The sequence below is a fragment of the Cupriavidus sp. 01L46 genome (assembly GCF_056399905.1).
This window is the reverse complement of sequence record NZ_JBFTSF010000108.1, coordinates 1-19,248: the sequence shown is the minus strand read 5'-3', so window position 1 is coordinate 19,248 and position 19,248 is coordinate 1. Positions and strand designations below refer to the sequence as shown.

General features: G+C 65.5%; 16 protein-coding genes. 6 read left to right on the top strand and 10 right to left on the bottom strand.

Annotated features, from left to right (window positions below):
• Positions 1-967 precede the first annotated feature (967 nt).
• Both AC1DS3_RS19885 and AC1DS3_RS19880 read right to left on the bottom strand, forming a co-directional pair.
• Positions 968-1,618 carry a response regulator gene (locus AC1DS3_RS19885; protein WP_477127787.1) on the bottom strand — a complete coding sequence of 217 codons (651 nt, stop codon included), beginning with the start codon at positions 1,616-1,618 and terminating at the stop codon, positions 968-970.
• A gap of 45 nt (positions 1,619-1,663) precedes the next feature.
• On the bottom strand, positions 1,664-4,915 hold the full coding sequence (locus AC1DS3_RS19880) for a hybrid sensor histidine kinase/response regulator (RefSeq protein WP_441630251.1): 3,252 nt from the start codon (positions 4,913-4,915) through the stop codon (positions 1,664-1,666).
• Positions 4,916-5,296: 381 nt separating this feature from the next.
• On the opposite strand from AC1DS3_RS19880, the gene AC1DS3_RS19875 reads away from it, so the two are divergent.
• Together AC1DS3_RS19875 and AC1DS3_RS19870 are read left to right on the top strand one after the other, a co-directional pair.
• Positions 5,297-5,824 carry a hypothetical protein gene (locus AC1DS3_RS19875; protein ID WP_477127786.1) on the top strand — a complete coding sequence of 176 codons (528 nt, stop codon included), beginning with the start codon at positions 5,297-5,299 and terminating at the stop codon, positions 5,822-5,824.
• Between the two features lie 104 nt (positions 5,825-5,928).
• Complete coding sequence (locus AC1DS3_RS19870) at positions 5,929-7,299, top strand: amidase family protein (RefSeq protein WP_441630254.1); 1,371 nt, start codon at positions 5,929-5,931, stop codon at positions 7,297-7,299.
• 43 nt (positions 7,300-7,342) lie between these two features.
• Here the strand turns inward: AC1DS3_RS19870 and AC1DS3_RS19865 are convergent, their stop codons facing one another.
• The 7 genes from AC1DS3_RS19865 to AC1DS3_RS19835 form a co-directional block, all read right to left on the bottom strand.
• Positions 7,343-8,815 carry a SidA/IucD/PvdA family monooxygenase gene (locus AC1DS3_RS19865; protein ID WP_477109141.1) on the bottom strand — a complete coding sequence of 491 codons (1,473 nt, stop codon included), beginning with the start codon at positions 8,813-8,815 and terminating at the stop codon, positions 7,343-7,345.
• Complete coding sequence (locus AC1DS3_RS19860; protein ID WP_477109142.1) at positions 8,812-10,188, bottom strand: LLM class flavin-dependent oxidoreductase; 1,377 nt, start codon at positions 10,186-10,188, stop codon at positions 8,812-8,814. The genes AC1DS3_RS19865 and AC1DS3_RS19860 overlap by 4 nt, the downstream gene beginning before the upstream one ends.
• 26 nt (positions 10,189-10,214) lie before the next feature.
• Complete coding sequence (locus AC1DS3_RS19855; protein WP_477127785.1) at positions 10,215-11,567, bottom strand: LLM class flavin-dependent oxidoreductase; 1,353 nt, start codon at positions 11,565-11,567, stop codon at positions 10,215-10,217.
• Positions 11,564-12,811, bottom strand: coding sequence for an acyl-CoA dehydrogenase family protein (locus AC1DS3_RS19850; protein ID WP_477127784.1), 1,248 nt, complete (start codon positions 12,809-12,811; stop codon positions 11,564-11,566). The genes AC1DS3_RS19855 and AC1DS3_RS19850 overlap by 4 nt, the downstream gene beginning before the upstream one ends.
• Positions 12,812-12,922: 111 nt before the next feature.
• A complete protein-coding gene (locus tag AC1DS3_RS19845) occupies positions 12,923-14,110 on the bottom strand; it encodes an acyl-CoA dehydrogenase family protein (RefSeq protein ID WP_441630264.1) in 1,188 nt (395 codons plus the stop codon).
• A 108-nt stretch (positions 14,111-14,218) separates the two neighbouring features.
• Positions 14,219-14,662, bottom strand: a complete 444-nt coding sequence (locus tag AC1DS3_RS19840; protein ID WP_441630266.1) for a VOC family protein — start codon at positions 14,660-14,662, stop codon at positions 14,219-14,221.
• Positions 14,663-14,825: 163 nt separating this feature from the next.
• The gene (locus AC1DS3_RS19835; RefSeq protein ID WP_441630268.1) at positions 14,826-15,548 is read right to left on the bottom strand and encodes an SGNH/GDSL hydrolase family protein; all 723 of its coding nucleotides are present in this window, start codon (positions 15,546-15,548) and stop codon (positions 14,826-14,828) included.
• An 81-nt stretch (positions 15,549-15,629) separates the two neighbouring features.
• On the opposite strand from AC1DS3_RS19835, the gene AC1DS3_RS19830 reads away from it, so the two are divergent.
• Complete coding sequence (locus AC1DS3_RS19830) at positions 15,630-16,100, top strand: SRPBCC family protein (protein WP_150983551.1); 471 nt, start codon at positions 15,630-15,632, stop codon at positions 16,098-16,100.
• The gene (locus AC1DS3_RS19825; RefSeq protein WP_477127783.1) at positions 16,097-17,566 is read left to right on the top strand and encodes a DHA2 family efflux MFS transporter permease subunit; all 1,470 of its coding nucleotides are present in this window, start codon (positions 16,097-16,099) and stop codon (positions 17,564-17,566) included. The genes AC1DS3_RS19830 and AC1DS3_RS19825 overlap by 4 nt, the downstream gene beginning before the upstream one ends.
• A 38-nt stretch (positions 17,567-17,604) precedes the next feature.
• Here AC1DS3_RS19825 and AC1DS3_RS19820 read toward each other — a convergent pair whose 3' ends face one another.
• Positions 17,605-17,874 (bottom strand): acyl-CoA-binding protein, encoded by a 270-nt coding sequence (locus AC1DS3_RS19820; RefSeq protein ID WP_441630272.1) that lies wholly within the window; start codon positions 17,872-17,874, stop codon positions 17,605-17,607.
• A gap of 197 nt (positions 17,875-18,071) precedes the next feature.
• Here AC1DS3_RS19820 and tsaB point away from each other — a divergent pair, with 197 nt between their 5' ends.
• Together tsaB and AC1DS3_RS19810 are read left to right on the top strand one after the other, a co-directional pair.
• Positions 18,072-18,839, top strand: a complete 768-nt coding sequence (gene tsaB, locus AC1DS3_RS19815) for a tRNA (adenosine(37)-N6)-threonylcarbamoyltransferase complex dimerization subunit type 1 TsaB (protein WP_477127782.1) — start codon at positions 18,072-18,074, stop codon at positions 18,837-18,839.
• A 101-nt stretch (positions 18,840-18,940) separates the two neighbouring features.
• A partial coding sequence (locus tag AC1DS3_RS19810; protein ID WP_477127788.1) for a GNAT family N-acetyltransferase occupies positions 18,941-19,248 on the top strand: 308 nt, incomplete at its 3' end.

Below are 19,248 nucleotides of genomic sequence, written 5' to 3'. Positions count from 1 at the left end.
GGCCAAGATCGATCAGGGGCGGTGCAAGGTCTTCCGATGGCCTGCTTCCATGAAAGTGCATAGAGGCCGCCAAAGCCCCGGTGTGGCTCGCGTTCATCTACAGATATTCGCCAGAATTCCACGGTAGCGACACAGGATAGTTCTTGTTTTCGGCAAAAATAAATGAATTGAGATTATCGCGACGCTTAACGGCGCGTGCGTGCTCAGGGTGCCCAGCGGTGCAAGTCGGTCTCTCATCAAAGTCAGGCGCGGGCCAATTCACCCAACCCTTCCAGAGCCGGGTCTCGGCGGAATTTCCACCTGCGCGKTTCTTCGCACACGCCAGCCAACGATGCTTCGACCCGCACGGAATTGCAATTCGTTAATCGCCAGTCAATTTTTAAAAAATTAAAATGATGAAGTTAAAGTTAATCAGAAAAGATTATGTGGTTGACTGAGTGATTAAATGAAATGGGGTTTTGCGGTACGGATGTCCGGGCCGGTTGCGCTGGGAAAAATGTGGAGAGCGTAGCGCGTAGCTTGCGCGGCGCGGCATCGCGCCTATGCGCTGGAAACAGGTCGATCATGGCGCGCAGTACGGGCAGCACGCGATCGTGCGTTGGACCGAGAACCAGAATATTCTGGTAGAAGACGAATGTTGACTTCAGTATTCTTGACTTCGTCGGCATCAACATTCCCTGGCGATGCCGAAGCCCGATTCCGGCGAGGGTTTCCCTCCCTCTGACCGGGACTTCTACCCACCCAAGCGACCCTCGTGGGCAGCTTGGGTTTTTTTGCGCCAGGCAGGGCGCACTCACTTGGGGGTGGACGTCTCTTACACATCTCGCCGCTGGATACCCGGCGGCGCTTGCGATCTCGTTCGCCAACCGCCGTATGCGGAGCCGCACGTACGGTGGCCCGAAAGGGCTGAGGGGGGCGCCCCTCAGCCTACTCGATGCCGATGCCTGGGCGTGTCCATGGTGTCCTGCTACTGAAAAAGCTCGGTAGCAATGCAGAAGGTAATGAGCTGCTGGTCGGTTGTGACACCAAGCTTCTGCATTGCTGACACCTTGTGGCCACTCACGGTCTTGATACTGCGGTTGAAGTGCTTGGCGATATCCTGGACCGACTCCCCGCCAACGAAATGGCGAAGCACTTCATATTCCCGCGGCGACAGCGTCTTGATTCGCTCGCCAATGGACTCCGCCCCCGAATTCGCGCGAAGAGACGCCTGGAGGGATGCCGGAATGTATCTGCGGCCGCTCCGGATCGCGAACAGGGCGGTGAGGATGTCGTTGAGAGAGTCGCCCTTGAACACCACACCGTGCACGCCGGCATCGTACAGGGCTGATGCGATGATCGGGTTGGTGAGCATTGTCAGCACCAGCAGCTTGACGCCGGGAAACGTCCTGGTCAGGTATGCGATGAGCTTCAGGCCATCCCCGAAGACCGAGTCACCGGGCATGGCAAMGTCGGTGACAATAATATCCGGACGGGCAACAGGAATCTTCGCGATCAGGTCCGAGGGACCCGAGGCGGAATCAACCACCACGAAACGCAGGTCCTGCTCAATGACTTCGCGTATTCCCATGAGCACCAGGGGATGATCGTCCGCTAAGATGATTTTGGTTTTTTTCATGGAATTCAAAAATCGGATAAAGAGAAGCCGCCGCCTGGTTGATTGTCAAAACTCAGCAAGAATGGCCTCGATCTGCGAGGCAACCAGGGCTATGCCTGCCTTCTGCTTTTGCTGAAGGCCTTCGCTGCGGATGTCTTCCTCCAGGGCTTCGCAGTCTTTCACGAGTCTGAACAATTTTACGGTAGCCAGCGCTCCGCGGATACGATGCAATGTATCCAGGGCGCTGTCGGCGGACGAATTCACGATTGCCCGATCGAGCGCCGCGATATCGCTTCGCATGGTTTCGGCGAATACGTCGCGGAACCTGAGCGGCACGAACCCGGCCTCATCGTGACTGGCCGGGGACTCCGGGGCGGTTTGCGCCACGTGCCGTATGACAGCAGGGGAGCGAACGGAATGGAGATGAGACCGTAGCGCCCCCAGGTCAATTGGCTTGACCAGCCAGGACGTCATGCCTGCGTCCATGCAGCGCTGCGCCTCTTCGCGCATCGCATTGGCGGTGATCCCGATAATAGGGCCCACGTAGCCTTGCTGCCTCAACGCTTCGGCCAACTCATAGCCATTTGCCCTTGGCATGTTGATGTCCGTGATCACGACATCGAACAGATCGGTGTGCCATCGGGCCAGCGCATCCACCCCATCGTAGACCAGAGCAACCAGGCAGCCGATTTGTTCGAGTTGCTCCTTCAGGATCGCTCCATTTATCGCGTTGTCCTCGGCCACGAGGACCCGAAGCTGTGCGCCGGCAGCGAGAGGTTCCGCCGGCCTGTCAAGTGACTCGGATATACCCGGCTCCGCCAGCGCGATGGCGCTGCCGACCGCTTGAACGCTGTGCGCACTCAGGTAGCCGCGTCCCGCCGGCAAAGCAGCGTCCGCCGCAACAGGCTGGCTGCCGGCAAACAGATAATTCCCGGTCCAGTCCTCGGGAACAGGGTAGGAGACAAGAAGGTCCAGCAGACGCGCATGCCGCGCAGCATCGGCAGGAATATCGTCTGCCGTGTGAGTGGTGGCCCCCCAGCGCTTCAGCCATGCGCACACATTGTCGGTCAACTCCTTGCTCGGGGATCGCACGTAGACGGATTTCCCCGTCAGCACAGGCGCTTGCGACGGTACCTGCACCGCAGCATGCGACAAGGGGAGCATCAGCGAAAAGCTGCTTCCCAGGCCCGGGTCGCTGACCAACCGGATGTCCCCATGCATCAGCCTTGCCAGGCGCATGCAGAGGGACAAGCCCAATCCGGCGCCGCTAACCGTATGCATATTGCTGTCGATCCGGTAGAAGGGGGTGAAGAGTTCCGCTTGCCGTTCCGGCGGTATCCCGACTCCTGTGTCCACCACCTGGAACAACAGCGTCACGCCAACGCGATCTGCCGAAACTTGCCGGACGCGAAGAATCACGTGACCGGATTCGGTAAATTTAATGGCGTTGCTCAGGAGATGGTTCAGTATTTGCTGAATTCGCATGGTGTCGCCACGCAGGTGTTCAGGCAGGTCGGGCGCAACGCAGGCGTACAGGAGCAGGCCCCTTTGCCCGGCGCTGGCGGCATGGCGGCTGATGGTAGCCTCCACCAGCGATAGCAGGCTGAAGTCGTCCGCCTCGACCGACAGCTGCCKCGCTTCGATCTTGGCGATATCCAGGATGTCGCTGATGATTTGCATCAGCATTTCCGACGCATTGCGGATCGTCTGGACATACTGCCTTTGCGTGTTGCCAAGACCGGTGAGATCCAGGAGTTCCAACGCGCCCATTACGCCATACAACGGCGTCCGGATTTCGTGGCTCATCGAGGCCAGGAAGGTGGTCTTGGCCTCGCTCGCGTTGTCGGCGTCCTGCTTTCCCTTGGCCAGGGTGCGTTCGATTTCCTTGCGTGCGCTGATATCGGCAAACGCGCACAGCAGCACGGCTTGGCCACCGTAGCGGGTCGGCGAGAATGCCAGGGAGAGCGGCCGGTTGCCATCGCCCCGGATTTCCTCGATAGCGCCGGGCAGGGTAGCGGCAAGCACTTGCGTGGCCTGAGAGGCATTGTCGAGAATGCACTGCAGGTCCTGGTGCGTATCCAGGCCCGGGTCCAGGTTCAGCCATTGCTTTGCCAGATGGTTGCCGAACAGCGCCGTACCGTCCGCCTGGCTGTAAATGCACAGCGCCATAGGCGCGGTCTCGATCAGCGCGCGGCAGAATGCGGTGGTTTCCGCCAGCCGTTCGTGCGCCCGGCGCGCCGGCAATACCACGCGACGGTTGTACCAACGGGCGAAGGACAAGCCACCGCCCAGCCCGAATAGCACCAGCAGCGCGAGGACGGCTGGCAGGCCCTTGTTATGGCGGAGTAGCGTCGGATAACTAACGCGGTATAGCGCGTGCCACGACCCGCTTGGGTCCCTTAGCCGAAAGTACAGTCCATCAGCGGCATAGGTGACGCCATCCGCCCTCAACGCGGGCATCGGCGACTTGCCCGCAAAGGTGGTGCGGGCCCTGTCTTCCAGCCAGAAATCGTCGTGGCTGGGTGTTTCCAGCGAACGCCGAATACTGCCAATCCTATCCAGGCTCAGCAGCGCGGCTGCGTAGAGCGCAGCGTTCCCGGATTCCGTCGCACGCGGCATGGCCGCCGCGGCATCGAGCGGCAGGACGGCGAGCATCTTGCCTGCCCCCCCGGCCGCTGGATCCGAGCGGAGCCAGCTGACAGGCGCCGATGCAACGTTGCGCTCGCCTGCGTGCGTGCCGGCATGCTGTGCAACCGTCGAGAGCACCTCGCCGAACTCCTCGGGCCTGTTCTCCGACGTGGAGCGGAACGCCCGCATGCCGACACGGGCATCGGCATGCGCCGCGATCAGGAAGACATCTGCCGGAGGATGCTGGGACGCTGCCCAATAGGCGCTGTGGTAATCGAAAACGAAGGAACCAAACCGGAGCACGGATCTGTCTTGCGGCGGACAGTCCACCGTGCTTTTGCAGGCAACGCTGAACATGACCGATGTGCGCGGAACCCGCGCCTCGAACAGCATCGCGCCGCCATGGGCGCTCGAATCGATGCGCTGCAGCTTGACATCACCCGCATAGTCATCGGGATGCAAGCCCCGGACTCGCGTCTGCAGGCGTATCAGGAAGGCCTCCTGCTCGCGGATATAGCCAGTGAGTTCGGAAAAATGGACGGCGATCCGTTCTTCCTGATCCTCCACAACGCGGAACATGCCCCAGCAAAGCGTGCCGGCCAACATCAGCGCCAGCGGAGCGACGGCAAACAGCACGAGACTCAGTTGCCTCTGCATGCGGGCAAGGCGGCGGATCGGACTGCTTTCCATTAGCGCGGCAGGTAGTGAAAGGCATCGTGTCTACGATGGGGCCTCGGGGAACATTGGAAACCTCTACGGCGGTGCCACGCTGCGGCCCGGTGTGACCGGCATTGCGCACACGCCAAAGGACGGAGAATGGCCTGCTCTGCCCCGAGCAATACATAAGTGTCACTGGACGTGTCACTGAAAGTGGGGCAACTCGATGTGTACACCAGATCCGACAATTGCTCAATAGCCGCGGAGCATATCCCGGCATTTCGGAAGGACCCAGACGATGCCAGCCAACGGCAGAGCCGTCCGTCTCGAACGGGAACTTGTGCTGTACACCATAGTCGCGCGCATCGTTGTGGGATGGCGCGAGGCGTGTGACGATGGCCGCATCGCGTTCTCATGCATGCCGTGCAGCGAGGCGGCGAGCATCATCCGCAGATTTCCTTCGCTGCTTATCTTGGATGGATTGCCTGTCCACGGGATGCCCTACAGAATTTACGTCAAGTCTTTGTCGTGCTAGATTGGCGCCTCGATGTCTTGCCATCACGGAGTCGACCCATGCGAACGCCAACAAGGCAGCAAGCCTATGACGAGGCGAAGCGGTTTATCGAGACCATTGCCCTGCGGGATGCGCTGGCGCTACAGCACAAATTTGGCATTTCCAGCGCAGTGGCCGAAGAGATATTCGAGAGCATTGATGAATACTTCGATGAGGGGGTAATCCTATCCATTGCGCCACCGGAGACGGCCTTTGATTCGCGTACGCGGAAAAGGCCATGCATAGATGTCTATGAAACCAACGGAAAAGCATTGGGAATGGAGTGTGTGCTCTTTGAAAATGGCAGGCCCGGTGAGGCCATTCTTCATATTGAAGTTTCAGAAAATAACGAAAAACTGGATCTGTACTACAAGTACATTGGATCTTGATGAGATTTCTGGCTTGATCTCTTCAAGTTAAAAGGCCTTGTCGCGGGCGGCGGTTCAAGGATCTGGCCGCCTGCCTCGAATATTGCAACTTGCACACACCCGATATGACCGCTTCCATCCTCGATCTTGATACCGCCAGTGCTACGCAGCTCGTCCAGGCGCTGGCAGCGCGCCAGGTTGGCGCGCTGGAGCTTTGCAATGCTGCCATCGCTCGCATCGAGCAGCGTGACGGCAGCATCAATGCGGTCGTCGTGCGCGATTTCGAGCGGGCACGGGACCAGGCGCGCGCTGCCGATGTCGCTTTGCAACGGGGAGAGCGCCGCCCGTTGCTCGGGGTGCCGATGACGGTGAAGGAATCGTTTAATGTGGCAGGCCTGCCAACGACATGGGGCTTTGCGTTTGCCAGTGCGTTGCCGGTCGCCGAAGACGCGGTCGCTGTCGCCCGGCTGAAGGCAGCGGGCGCCGTGATCCTGGGCAAGACCAATGTTGCCTTCGCGCTTGGAGACTACGAGAGCAACAACCCGGTCTATGGGCGCACGCGGCATCCGCTTGACGCTGCACGCACCCCTGGCGGGTCGTCCGGCGGCGCCGCGGCGGCGCTGGCGGCAGGGATGGTGCCGCTGGAGCTGGGATCGGACATTGGCGGCTCGATTCGCGTGCCTGCGCACTTCTGCGGCGTCCATGGACACAAGCCGACCCATGGCCTGCTGCCTGTGCGGGGGCATCAGTTCCCCGGCTACCAGGCCGCCCCCGATGTGCTGTCGGCCATCGGGCCGCTGGCACGCACTGCAGCCGACCTCGAGCTAGCGCTCGACGTGCTCGCCGGCCCCGATACGGATGAGGCCCAGGCTTACCGCCTGGCGTTGCCGCCCGCGCGCTTCTCGGATATCCGGGACTTGCGTGTGCTGGCACTCAGCGAGCATCCGTCGGCCCGCACGGGCGCTGACGTTCGGCGCGCGCTCGGTGACGTGGCTATCCGGCTTGCGCGTGCCGGTGCGCATGTGGAATATGCCAGCGCGCTGCTGCCCGATATTGCGGTCCTTCATGAAGAGTATGCGAAGCTCCTGATGACGATCGTGACACGCGGCGCGCCGGATGCGCCGCCGTGTATGTCTGCTCACGAGTGGCTATTCCTGCTGGACCGGCGCATGCATCTGCGCAGCGATTGGAGCCGCCTTTTTGCTTCGTTCGATGTGGTGATCGCGCCGCCGTTTGGCACGGCGGCGTTCGAGCATATCCCCGCCCTCGATTGGGAGCACACGACGCTGAGCGTCGATGGCGAACCTTCCCTGTATCGCGAGCAACTCGCCTGGTCGGGCTTGGCCACCCTTGCGGGGCTGCCGGCAACCGTGGCGCCCGTGGCGGCGACCGCGTCCGGGTTGCCRCTCGGTGTGCAGATCATCGGGCCGCTGCTGGGAGACCGCACCACCATTGCCGTCGCGCGATGGCTGGAACATGAGGCGTCGGGGGATTGAGGGTCAGGCAGCGGAAGAGGCGCTGCCGCCGCCTCAGGCCGCCTCAGGCCGCCGCGAGCGCTGCGCCCGAGGGCTTCCAGACCGCGCCAGCATAAAACTCCGCCCCAAAATCCGCCGGCACGTCCCCGCGGATCCGCTGCTCATGCAGCGCCAGGTCGGCCAGCAGCAGATCCCGGCTGATGCGGGCGACCGAGCCCGGAATATCGCGCCGCATGCTGGGCACATCGCCCAGCGGCACGCCGACGCTGGCGAAGCCAGCAGGGTTATGCACGTGCAGATCGCGCAGCCACGGCGCGGCGCCTGGTGTTTTCTCAAGATACTCAAGGCCGCTGCCCAGATAGGGCGACGCGGCGAGCTCGTCGTCGCGCGCGTCGGCCGGGGGCTGGTAGCGGTCGCGCCAGCGCAGGATATGCGGCGCAATGTCGGCCAGTTCCGGGCGCGCCGACGGATCCACCAGGTAGCCAGTGCCGGCAATCGCGAAGTCGAAACGCAGGGTCTGTCCTTGCACCTCGGTGACGATGCGGCCGGACTCCACCTCGGCGGCGGACAGCGAGGTACTCAGGTGCAAATGGAACTGCGGGAACTTGAGCACCCGCTCCACCGAGTCGGCCGGCGGCGTGGATCCGGCGCGCCGATATCGGATGGCTTGCTCCCAGCGCGTGGCATCGGGCAGGGCGTGGTAGTTGTCGTAAAGGCCGGGGTAGGCGCGCACGCGCGATACCGGCGTGGCGGCGATATGGTCGCGGCGCGCGAACAGGTGCACGGCGGCCGCGCCGGATTCCAGCGCCACGGCGGCGGCGTCGAACGCGGAGGCCGCTGCGCCCAGCACGGCTACCGTCTTGCCGCGCAGCGCGTCGAAGTCGATGGCATCGGCCGTATGCGCGGCCAGCCCGGCGGCCACGGCCTGCGACAACACAGCGGGCACGAACGGAGCGCCATTGCCGGCCACGCCATTGGCCAGGATGACCTTGCGCGCCGTCTCGATGCGCGGCTGCCCGTTCACCTCAAGATGCAGCCGGAAGTGCGGCAGCGCGGCGCCGGCTACGGGCTCGATGCGTACCACACGCGTGGCGTAGCGCACCTGCACGCCGAGGAAGCCCCGGTACCAGTCCAGGTAGTCGGCCCAGTCCAGGCGCGCAATGCGGTCGATGGCGGCATAGGCCTCGGCGCCGTGCCGCGCTTCATACCAGGCCTGGAAGCCCAGCGTCGGCAGGCCAAGCTCCGGCCCGACCAGGTTCTTGGGCGTGCGCAGCTTCTGCATGCGGGCGCGTGTGCGCCAGACGCCGGCCAGCGCACCGTCTGGCGCGGCGTCGAGCACCGTCACGCGGCCGATGCCCGCGCGGCGCAGCGAGAAGGCATAGGCGCTGCCGCTCTGGCCGCCACCGACGATGGCCACGTTGTGGTCGATGCCGGCGTGGTCCGGCACCCAGTTGTCGGGCGCGGGGCCKAGCAGGCGCAGGGTTTCGCGCGCGAGGAAATCGGGATCGGAGCCGGGGAGGGAAGAGGTTGTCGTCATGCTGCAGCGGCAAGGGTTGAGGCGGCGGGCCTGGAGGACGTGGCTGGATGCGCGGGGCGCTTGAGCCCAAGGTGCTCGCGCAGCGTGCTGCCGTCGTATTCCGCGCGGAACAGGCCGCGGCGGCGCAGCTCAGGCAACACCAGCGCGATGAAATCGGTGAGTCCACCCGGCAGCACCGGCGACATGACGTTGTAGCCGTCGGCGCCGTATTTGCGGAAGCGCTCTTCGAGCTGGTCGACGATTTGCGCTGGCGTGCCGATCACCTGCCAGTGGCCGCGCGCACCCGCAACGCGCTGGTAAAGCTGGCGGATGGTCAGGTTCTCGCGCCGCGCAAGGTCGATCACCAGGCGCTGCCGGCTCTTGCTGGCATTGGTCTCGGGCAACTCGGGAATCGGGCCGTCGAGCGGATAGCCCGACAGGTCGAAGCCGCCCGTCAGGCCAGACACCAGCGCCAGGCCGACCACCGGGTCGATCAGCGCTTGCAATTGCTCGAATTTCTCTTTGGCTTCGCTTTCGCTCTGGCCCACCACCGGGAATACGCCGGGCAGGATCTTCAGGTCATCGGGCTCGCGCCCATAGTGGGCGAGCCGGCCTTTGACGTCGGCGTAGAACGCCACGGCATCCTCCACCGTCTGCTGCGCAGTGAACACGGCTTCGCCCGTGCGTGCTGCCAGTTCCTTGCCGGCTTCGGAGGAGCCGGCCTGCACCACGACCGGATGGCCCTGCGGCGTGCGCGACACGTTGAGCGGTCCCTGCACCGAGAAATGCTTCCCCTTGTGGCCCAGCACATGGCGCCTGGCGGGCTCGTAGTAGCGGCCGCTGGCCTTGTCGCGCAGGAAGGCATCGTCCTCCCAGCTGTTCCACAGCCCGGTAACCACATCGGCGAATTCCGCCGCGCGCTCGTAGCGCTCGGCGTGGGCGAAATGGTGGTCGCGGTTGAAGTTGCGCGCTTCGTGCTCGTTGGACGAGGTGACCAGGTTCCAGCCGGCGCGCCCGCCCGAGATATGGTCCAGCGAGGCGAACTTGCGCGCCACGTGATACGGCTCGTTGAAGCTCGTCGAGGCGGTGCCGACCAGGCCGATGCGCTGCGTCACCGCGGCCAGCGCGGACAGCAGCGTGATGGGCTCGAACTGCGCCTGGTAGCTGTGCGCGGTACGGCTGAGGAACTCGACATCGTCGCCGCGCGTGCCTACRCCGTCGGCCAGGAAGACCAGGTCGAACTTTGCCGCCTCGGCGGCCTGGGCGAGCGCTATGTAGTGCTTGAAGTCGATGCCCGCGTCGGCCTTGGCATCGGGATGGCGCCAGGCGGCGATATGGTGGCCGCTGGGGTAAAGGAAGGCGCCCAGGCTGAGGAAACCGCTACGTTGAGCCATGATTGCTTGTCGGTTGTTGAGGGATATCAGGCGGCCTTGCGTGTGCTTTGCCGGCCTGGCGGCCGTGCCAGCCCCAGGTGCTCGCGCAGCGTGCCGCCTTCGTACTGCGTGCGGAAAATGCTGCGCCGCTGCAKGATCGGCACCACGCCGTCGACAAAGTCCTGCAGCCCGTCGGGCAGCGCGTCCGGCATCAGGTTGAAGCCATCGGCCGCGCCGTGGCGGAACCAGTGCTCGATGTCGTCGGCAATCTGCTCGGGCGTACCCACGAGCACGCGATGGCCGCCGCCGCCTGCCAGCTCGCGGATCAGTTCGCGCACGGTGTAGCCATGGCGCCGCGCCAGCGCGAGCGTGGCGTTGAAGAAGGTGTGGTTGCCGTTGCCGTTGGCGGGCAGTGCGAGGTTGTCCGGCAGCCGCTCGTCCAGCTTCAGGCGGTCCGGCGTGATGCCGAGCGTGCCGGCCAGCCGCGCCAGGCTGTAGTCCCAGGKGATCAGGTCGATCAGATCGTCGCGCCGCCGGCGGGCCTGGGCTTCGGTGGCGCCGATGATGGTGGTCAGGCCGGCCAGCACCCGCACGGCATCGGGCCCGCGCCCGAGCGCCTGCGCGCGCGCTTTGAGCTCGCGCCCGTAGGCCAGCGATTCCTCGAACGATTGCGACGCCGAGAACACGGCCTCGGCATGGCGTGCGGCGAGCTCGCGCCCGTCGGCGGAGCCGCCGGCCTGCACCACCACCGGATGGCCTTGCGGCGAGCGTGGCAGGTTGAGTGGCCCCTGCACGCTGAAATGCTCGCCATGGTGCGCAATCGGCTGCACCTTGGCGGTGTCGACGAAGCGGCCCGATGCCTTGTCGCCGATAAAGGCGTCGTCCTCCCAGCTGTCCCACAGGGCCTTGACCACGGATGTGAATTCGGCCGCCCGCGCATAGCGCTGCGCATGGTCCGGCGCCGCATCGCGCCCGAAATTGCGCGCCGACGGCACATCGGCCGTGGTGACCACGTTCCAGCCGGCGCGCCCCGCGCTCACATGGTCTAGCGTGGCGAAGCGCCGCGCGATGTTGTAGGGCTCGTTGTAGCTGGTGGACGCCGTGCCGATCAGGCCGATATGCGTGGTCGCCGCCGCGATGCTGGCCAGCAGCACCGTGGGTTCCAGCGCCGGGATCGGGCGGAAATGAATCTGGTCGACGATAGCGGCGTTGTCCGCCAGGAATACCGCGTCGAGCTTGCCGGCTTCGGCGATCTGCGCCACGCGGATGTAGTGCCGCACGTCGGCAAAGGCGGCGGGATCGCTGTCAGGCAGCCGCCAGGCCGAGGGCACGAAGCCCGAGTGCAGGATGTTGATATTGAGGTGGAGCTGGCGCTGGCGCGCCCCGTTGGGTGCATTCATTGGTAGGTCCCCGGTTCCGGATGGCCTTCGCCCAGCACCCAGCGGCCGACATTGCGGGTCTTGTACTCGGACGGGTTGTGCAGGGTATGGATGCGCACGTTGCGCCAGAAGCGGTCCAGGCCGGTCTTGCGCACCGCCGAGCGCGCGCCCGTAACCTCGAAGATCTCGCTGGACACCTGCAGCGCGACCTCGCCGGCCAACACGTTGGCCGCCGCAATGGCCACGGCTGCTTCACCGCGCTCCTCGGCGCTGAGCGCTTCGCCGCGTGCGATCACGCCGTCGAGCGCGAGCAGCGCGCGGTCGGCCAGCGCGGTGGCGGCCTGGGTCTTGACCCAGAGCTCGCCATATTGCCGGCGCACCCACGGGTCGTCCACATGACGCTMCACGCCAGAGTGAATCCACGGGCGCGACTGATGCACCGTGTATTCACGCCCGGCGCGCAGCGCACCTTGCGCCGTGCCGATAAACACATTGAGCAGCACGCTTTGCTGCTGCAGCGGCGTGACCGTGCGATAGGGCTCGGCCGGCGCGCCGGTGGGGTTCAAGGGCACCGGCTGCCCGAGCACTTCGCTCTCGTGCACGCGCACGCCCTGGTAGGTGACGCGGCCGCTGCCGGTCTGGCGCTGGCCGATGCCGTCCCAGTCGTCCTCGATCACGATGCCTGCGCGGTCTGCGGGAATCGCGGCAAAGCGGCGTTCGCCGCTGTCGGCGTCTTCCCAGGCAATCGCCAGGAAGTCGGCCACGTGCGAGCCGGAGGTAAAGGGGCGATAGCCGTCCAGCACGAACCACTCGCCATCGCGCCGTCCAAACAGGCTCCTGGAAAAGCTGTTCGCCGTGTTGCCCCAGAACCAGTTGCCTTCGGCCGAGCGGCGCCACAGGCTGGCGGCCTTCTCCGGCGCGTTGCGCAAGCGCGGGCTCAGCAGGCTGCTGTAGTGATAGCCGAACAGATGGCCGAGCGAGCCGTCCACCTGCGCGAACAGGCGCGTGATGCGCAGCACGGTCGACCAGGTTTCGCCCTGGCCGCCKACTTCGCGCGGCAGCAACAGCGTAAGCAGGCCGTGCGCCTTGAGCAAGCGGATCTGCTCCGCGGGCTTCCCGCCGGCCTGGTCGCGGGCGATGGCGTCTTCGGCGAAGCGCTCGCGCAGCGAGACGGCGCGGGCGATAAAGGGGTTGCTGGTGTCCGGCTCGAACAGCGCGGGCGCTGGTTCGGCCTGCGCATGGAGATAGGCGACGTTGGCGGTCATGATGGGGTCTCGGTCGGTAGCCGTCATCGAAGGCTCAATGCACCTTGGCAAAGCCATGKAACAATCGGTCGCGGCTCATGATGTTTGGCGGGGTCAGCGAGTTCAGCGGGGTCAGCGATAGAGGGCAGGCGAGGGGAACTCGCCCGTGAGCAACCACGTGCCCACCGTGCGTTTCTTGTACTCGGCCGGGTTGTGCAGCGTGTGGGTGCGCACGTTGCGCCAGAAACGGTCGAAGCCATTGGCGTTGGTGGCCGAACGCGCGCCCATGACCTCGAAGATCTCGTTCGATACGGCCAGGCCGGTTTCCCCGGCGTACAGGTTGGCGGTAGCCAGCGCGATGGCTTGCGGCCCGCGCTGCTCCAGCGTCAGCGCCTGTCCATGGCCATAAATGGCATCGAGGCTGCGCGCCGCCTGGTCGGCCAGCTCGGTTGCCGCCAAGGTGCGGATGGCGAGCTCGCCGTATTTGCGCTGGACCCAGGGATCATCGACATGGCGCTCCACGCCCGAGTGGATCCATGGGCGCGATTGCGTGGTGGTATAGGCGCGGCCTTCGTCGAGCGCGCCCTGTGCCGTGCCGACAAACACGTTGAGCAGCACGCTCTGCTGCAGCAGCGTGGTCAGCGATGCGAAAGGGGTGAGCGGATCGTCGGGCTTGCCAAGCAGTTCATCGTCGCGTACCAGCACGCTGTTGAACGTCACGGTGCCGCTGCCGGTCTGGCGCTGGCCGATGCCATCCCAGTCATCCTCGATCACGATGCCCGCGCGATCGGCGGGCACCACGCCCATCAGGCGTTGGCCCTGCGCGTTCTCCCATGCCAGCTGGATCACGTCCGCCACATGGCTGCCGCTGGAGAAGGGCCGGAATCCGGTGACCACCCAGCCATCGTTGCCGGGGGCGCGCTGCGCACTGGACGTCTTCGACAGCGCATTGCCCGAGTTGCTCCACAGCCATTGCGCCTTGGCGGCGGCGCGCAGCCAGCGCTCCTGCTGTGCCTGCGTGCCGCGTGCCTGCACGGCGTGCACGGGCAGATGGTGGTAGCCGAAGAGGTGGGCCAGCGAGCCATCGGTGCGCGCGAATTCCCGCACCACGCGCAGCAGTGAAAGCCACGAAGCACCGCCCCCGCCGTACGCGGTAGGAATGCCCGCTGAAAGCAGGCCGCTTTCCTTGAGCAGGCGGATTTGTTCGGTAGGCCGGCCGCCAGCCTTGTCGCGGGCGACGGCATCGGTATGGAAGGTCTCGCGCAGTACCACCGCGCGGGCGACGAAGGGATCGTTCAGATCCGGGCCGAAGTTGGACATGCCGCGTTGTCTTCTCGAAGTTGCACCCGAGACACGATAGAGCAAGGCTTGCGCGCCACCAACGAAGCAAACCGCGCTTGCATATCCACTTTTGTGGATGCTCTGGTGCTATCGATCCTGCAACGCCGGTTCCCTGGTTTCCTTTCCCGCTTCGGTGGCGCTATAACCGTCACCTTTCCACTCGATCAAGCAGAGCCCGTGGCCAAAAGGGTCGGACAGCATCGCCTGCCGCCCCCAGGCGAAATCCTGCGGCCAGTCCTCCAGCTCGGCGCCGGCTTCCAGCGCACGCTCCACTGCGCTTTCCAGGTCCGCCACCACAAAATCGAGATGCACCGGCGTCCAGTGCCGGCGATAGTCGCGCCGGCCGTCGGCGCGCGTGCTGGGCCTGGTGCCCGGCGCCTTGGCCAGCAGGTAGATTGGCGCGCCGCCGCCCAGCATTTCCGCCACGGAGCCGTCGAACAGCTTGCGCGCCAGGCGCAGGCCAAGGCCGTGCTGGTAGAAGCCGATGCCGTGCGCGAGGTCGTCGACGTCGATATTGATCAGCAATTGCATCGCAGTCTCCTGCATGGAATGGGGGCGCGGCACGCATGGAAGCACTCCGCCCGAAGACCAGGATTGTGCGCCAGCACTCCTGACACGTACTGTCAGGAGTGTTCTACTCGGCGCCTGTGATGCACAAGGCGGAAAGCGGCCCCGGGAGAATCCTCGTAGGGCCTCAGGCGCGCATTGGCGCCAGCAGCGCATTGACCACGGGTGCCAGCGCATCGCCCAGCGCGATGTGGCTGGCGGCGTCCAGGTGCACGCCGTCGACTTCGCTGCTATGGATAACCGTGCCGGTGTCGAAGCAGTCGCAGCCGCGCGCGCGGCAGACTTCCTGGAAGGCTTGCGCCAGCCCCACGCATTTGTGCTCGCCGCCGGCAAACTTCGGCGCCAGCGGCCCGCGCGGCGTGGTGATGGGCGGGGGCACCAGCACCAGCACCGGCGACACGGGCATGCCGGGCTCGATGGGCGCGCCGCGGATGGTGTCGAGCAGGGCGCCGATGCCTTGCGCGGCGTGCCAGGCGTTATGCGGGTGCATGGACTGGAAATCGTTGCTGCCGAGCATCAGGATCACCAGCGCCAGCGGCGCGTGCATCTCCATGCGCTGCGCCAGGCCCTGGATGCCGTTGCGGCCCGGCTTGAAGGGATCGTCCCAGACCGTGCGGCGGCCGTTGAGGCAGTCTTCCAGTATCCGCACGGGGCGCTGCCCGCTCCCGCCGCCAATCCCGCCGTTCAGGGCGAGTTCCAGCCGGCCGGGCCAGCGCACCGGCCAGGGCAGGCGCTGCCGCGTGCCCGGCACGATGCCCCAGGATAGCGAGTCGGCGTAGACCAGTACCTGCAGTGGATCGACGGCGCAAAGGCTATCGCTTCGGGTGTCGGGAGACAGCAGGGCGCTCATGGGTGGGTTCCGGGAAGTTTTGCTGCGGACCTTGGCACAGACCTTCATAATATCGGCTAACCATAGATCGGGAGAATTAAGTTGCGTTTCGAGCACCTGGTGGAGATCAACGATCCACAAAATATCCAGTTGGACACGCTCACGCCGGAGCAGCTCTGGCAAGGGCTGGTGCTGCGCAGTGCCGAGCCCGAGCTGTTTGTCATGGGGCTGGACCGCGCGGAGATCGTGGAGCGTGGCGACAACTGGGTCGAGCGCAAGCTGCATTTCGGCAAGGCCACGATTCGCGACCGCGTCGTCTTCGAGCCGCGCCGCGTCGTGCGCTATGAAACCGCCCCCACCGACGAGCACGCCGGCGGCACCCTGACCATGGCGATCGAGACGCCGGGCCCGGGCGCCTTGCTGCTGCGCTTTGTCTACGAAACCACCATGCCCGCGGTGGACGACAGCGGCGATGACCGTTTCGCCGAAATCGTCAAGTCGGCCTATCACGAGGCCGACCTCGACACCGTGCGCAAGATCCGCGAACTGGCCGCCCTCGGACGGCTGGGGTGAGCGGGCAGCCCTCGTCGCCTGCCTCCGGCAGGCAGCCGGGCGGCCCGACCCGGGAATCGCTGCGGGCACGCTATGGCAGCCAGCTGCGCTGGCTGGTGCTGCTGACGCTGATGCTGGGCACGGTCTCCTCGATCGTGTCGTCGACCATCGTCAACGTGGCCATTCCCGACCTGAGCCGGCATTTCGTGCTGGGGCAGGACAGCGCGCAATGGGTGGCGGCCAGCTTCATGATTGCCATGACGCTGTCGATGCTGCTCACGCCGTGGCTGCTTAACCGCTACGGCTTGCGCCGCACGTTCATTGGCAGCTTGCTGCTGCTGGGCATGGGCGGGCTGGTCGGCGGATTCTCGCCAACCTATGGCGTGATGATCGCCATGCGGGTGGCCGAGGGCATTGCGGCGGGGATCCTGCAGCCCTTGCCCAATATCCTGATCCTGCGGGTGTTCGAGGAGCGCGAGCAGGGCAAGGCGATCAGCATGTTCGGCTTTGGGGTGGTGCTGGCGCCGGCGCTCGGCCCCAGCGTGGGTGGCTTCCTGGTGGAGGCTTTCGGCTGGCGCTCGATCTTCTTCGTGGTGGTGCCGCTGACGCTGATCGGGCTGTKGATGGCGCGCCGTTTCATGGCGGTGGACTCGGCCATGATGGGCGAGCGCAAGCCGCTCGACTGGCAGGGCCTGGGCCTGGCCGGCATTGCCACCGTGAGCCTGCTCAACGGGCTGGTGCAGATGCGCGAGAGCGTGCTTGCCGGCATGGCGCTGGCTGGCTTTGGCGTGCTGATGCTGGTGGTGTTCGTGCTGTGGCAATTGCGCGCGGCGAACCCGCTGATGAACATGCGCCTGTACAGCTACCGGCAGTTTTCGGCCGGGGCGGTGGTGGCCTTCATCTACGGCGCGGGGCTGTTCGGATCGACCTACCTGCTGCCCGTCTACATGCAGATGGCGCTGGCTTATACGCCGTCGCGCGCCGGGCTGGTGCTGCTGCCGGCCGGCATCGCGCTGGCCCTGACCATTGCCKCGGCGGGGCGGCTGACCAATCGCATCTCGCCACACCTGCAGGTGTCGTTCGGGCTCGCGCTGCTGTCGGCTTCGTTCCTTCTGATGGCGATGGGGTCCCAAGCCACGCCTTACCTGCTGCTGGTGGGGTTTGCGGTGCTGGGGCGGATCGGGCTCGGCTGCATCCTGCCGTCGCTGACGCTGGGCTCGATGCGGGGTGTGGATTATTCGCTGATTGCGCAGGGTTCCAGCTGCATCAACTTCATCCGGCAACTGGGCGGTGCGATCGGGGTAAGCCTGGCCGGCGTCGGCCTGCAATGGCGGCTGGCGGCGCAGGGTGCGGTGCTCGGTACCGATGGCGACCCGGCTGCGCGCATTCGCGCCTTCGACGAGACCTTCCTGGCGGTTGGCCTCGTCATTGCCACTGCCATCCTGGCAGCCTGGCGGATACGGCCAAGGCCGCTTGCCCAGGCCTGAAGGATTGGCCGGCTGAGCGCCGGCCAACCCATATGGCTTCAGGCGGTGGCGCCGCTGCGCAGTTCTTCCACCAGCGCGATGTATTTCTCCTGCGCGTCTTCCTGGGCGGTGCCCTTGAGCGTTTCCCAGGCTTCGAACTTGTAGCGGCCGACGAAATCAGTGATGCCCGGCTTGTCGCCATGGGCGTCGCCCTCGCTGCCTTGCTTGAACAGCGCGTAGAGGCGCAGCAGGGTCATGTTGCTGGGGCGCTCGGTCAGTTGCTTGACGTCGATCTGGGCTTGGGCGAAGCGTGCCTGCAGGTCACTCATGGGGCTCTCCTGGCTGGATGTGGGGATGCGTTCTGGGTTTGGTGTTCGGGAAAAACCCGGTAGCCGCGATGATAGCGCCCGCCATCGCGCGTTTGAGCCGAAAGAAACCGAAGAACGCTTCGGTCCCGCGCGCCGGGGGCAAGGTATTGGCACCGCGCTAGTTCGGCTTTTGAGGTCGCTCCGGATACAATCTCGCCATGTCCTGGATTCTTGCAGTTGAAACCTCCACCGAGTGGTGTTCCGTCGCGCTCGGGCGCATTGCCGATGGCGGCGCCCTGGTGTGCCTGGTTCGTCATGAACACACCGGCCCGCGCTCGTCTTCCCGCGTGCTGCCGGCCGCTGGCGAGTTGCTGGCCGAAGCGGGCATTGCCCTGTCGGACTGTGCAGCCATCGCCTTTGGCGCCGGGCCGGGCTCCTTCACGGGCCTGCGCACCGCCTGCGGCGTGGCCCAGGGCCTGGCCTTTGGCGCCGATCTGCCCGTGATTCCCGTCAATTCGCTGATAGCTTGCGCCGAACGCGTGCGCCTGGGCGGGGAAGGGATGCCGGCGCTGCCGCCCGACGTATCCGTGCTGGTAGCGCTGGACGCCCGCATGGACGAAGCCTACGCAGGCGCGTTCCGCTGGGACGGCGCCGCGCAGGAGTGGCAAGCGGCGACCGGCATGCAGGTGTGCCCGCCAGAGGCTGTCAACCTGCCCACCGGGCCGTTCTGGCTCGCGGGCAGTGCCGCTGCCGTGTTTGGCGAACGCCTCAAGGCCACGGCGCTTGCGCTGCACAGCGTGCCCGAGGCGTTGCCCGCCGCGCCGGCCCTGGTATCGATTGCCTYGCGCGCGCTGGCCCGCAATGAAACCGTTGCGCCGTCCGATGCCATGCCGATCTATCTGCGCGACAAGGTGGCCCAGACCATCGCCGAGCGCCAGGCCGTGGCGGCGCAGCGCGCAGCGCTGGCGGCGGGAGACCAGCCGTGAGCGTGGAGCGCAACCCGCCACCGGAAACCGGCCCGGCCAATCCCGGCCAGGGCGCGCATGCAGCGTGCGGCAGCGGGTACGCATGGCCCGAGGTGCCGGTGATGCCAACCGTGCCGGCTGGCTGGAGCATTGGCCGCATGACGGCGCTGGATGTGGAAGCCGTGGCGCAGATCGAAGCCCGGGCCTACACCCACCCGTGGACCCGTGCCAATTTCGAGAATTCCGTCAAGGCCGGGCACATTGGCCTGACCTTGCGGGATAACGGGGGCGTACTGGCCGCCTACACGGTGCTGATGCCGGTTGTCGACGAGATGCACCTGCTCAATATCACCGTGGACCCGGCGCGCCAGCGCGGCGGCCTTGGCCGGCTGCTGCTGGCCGCTGCCATGGCTACCTCGCACGTGCATCA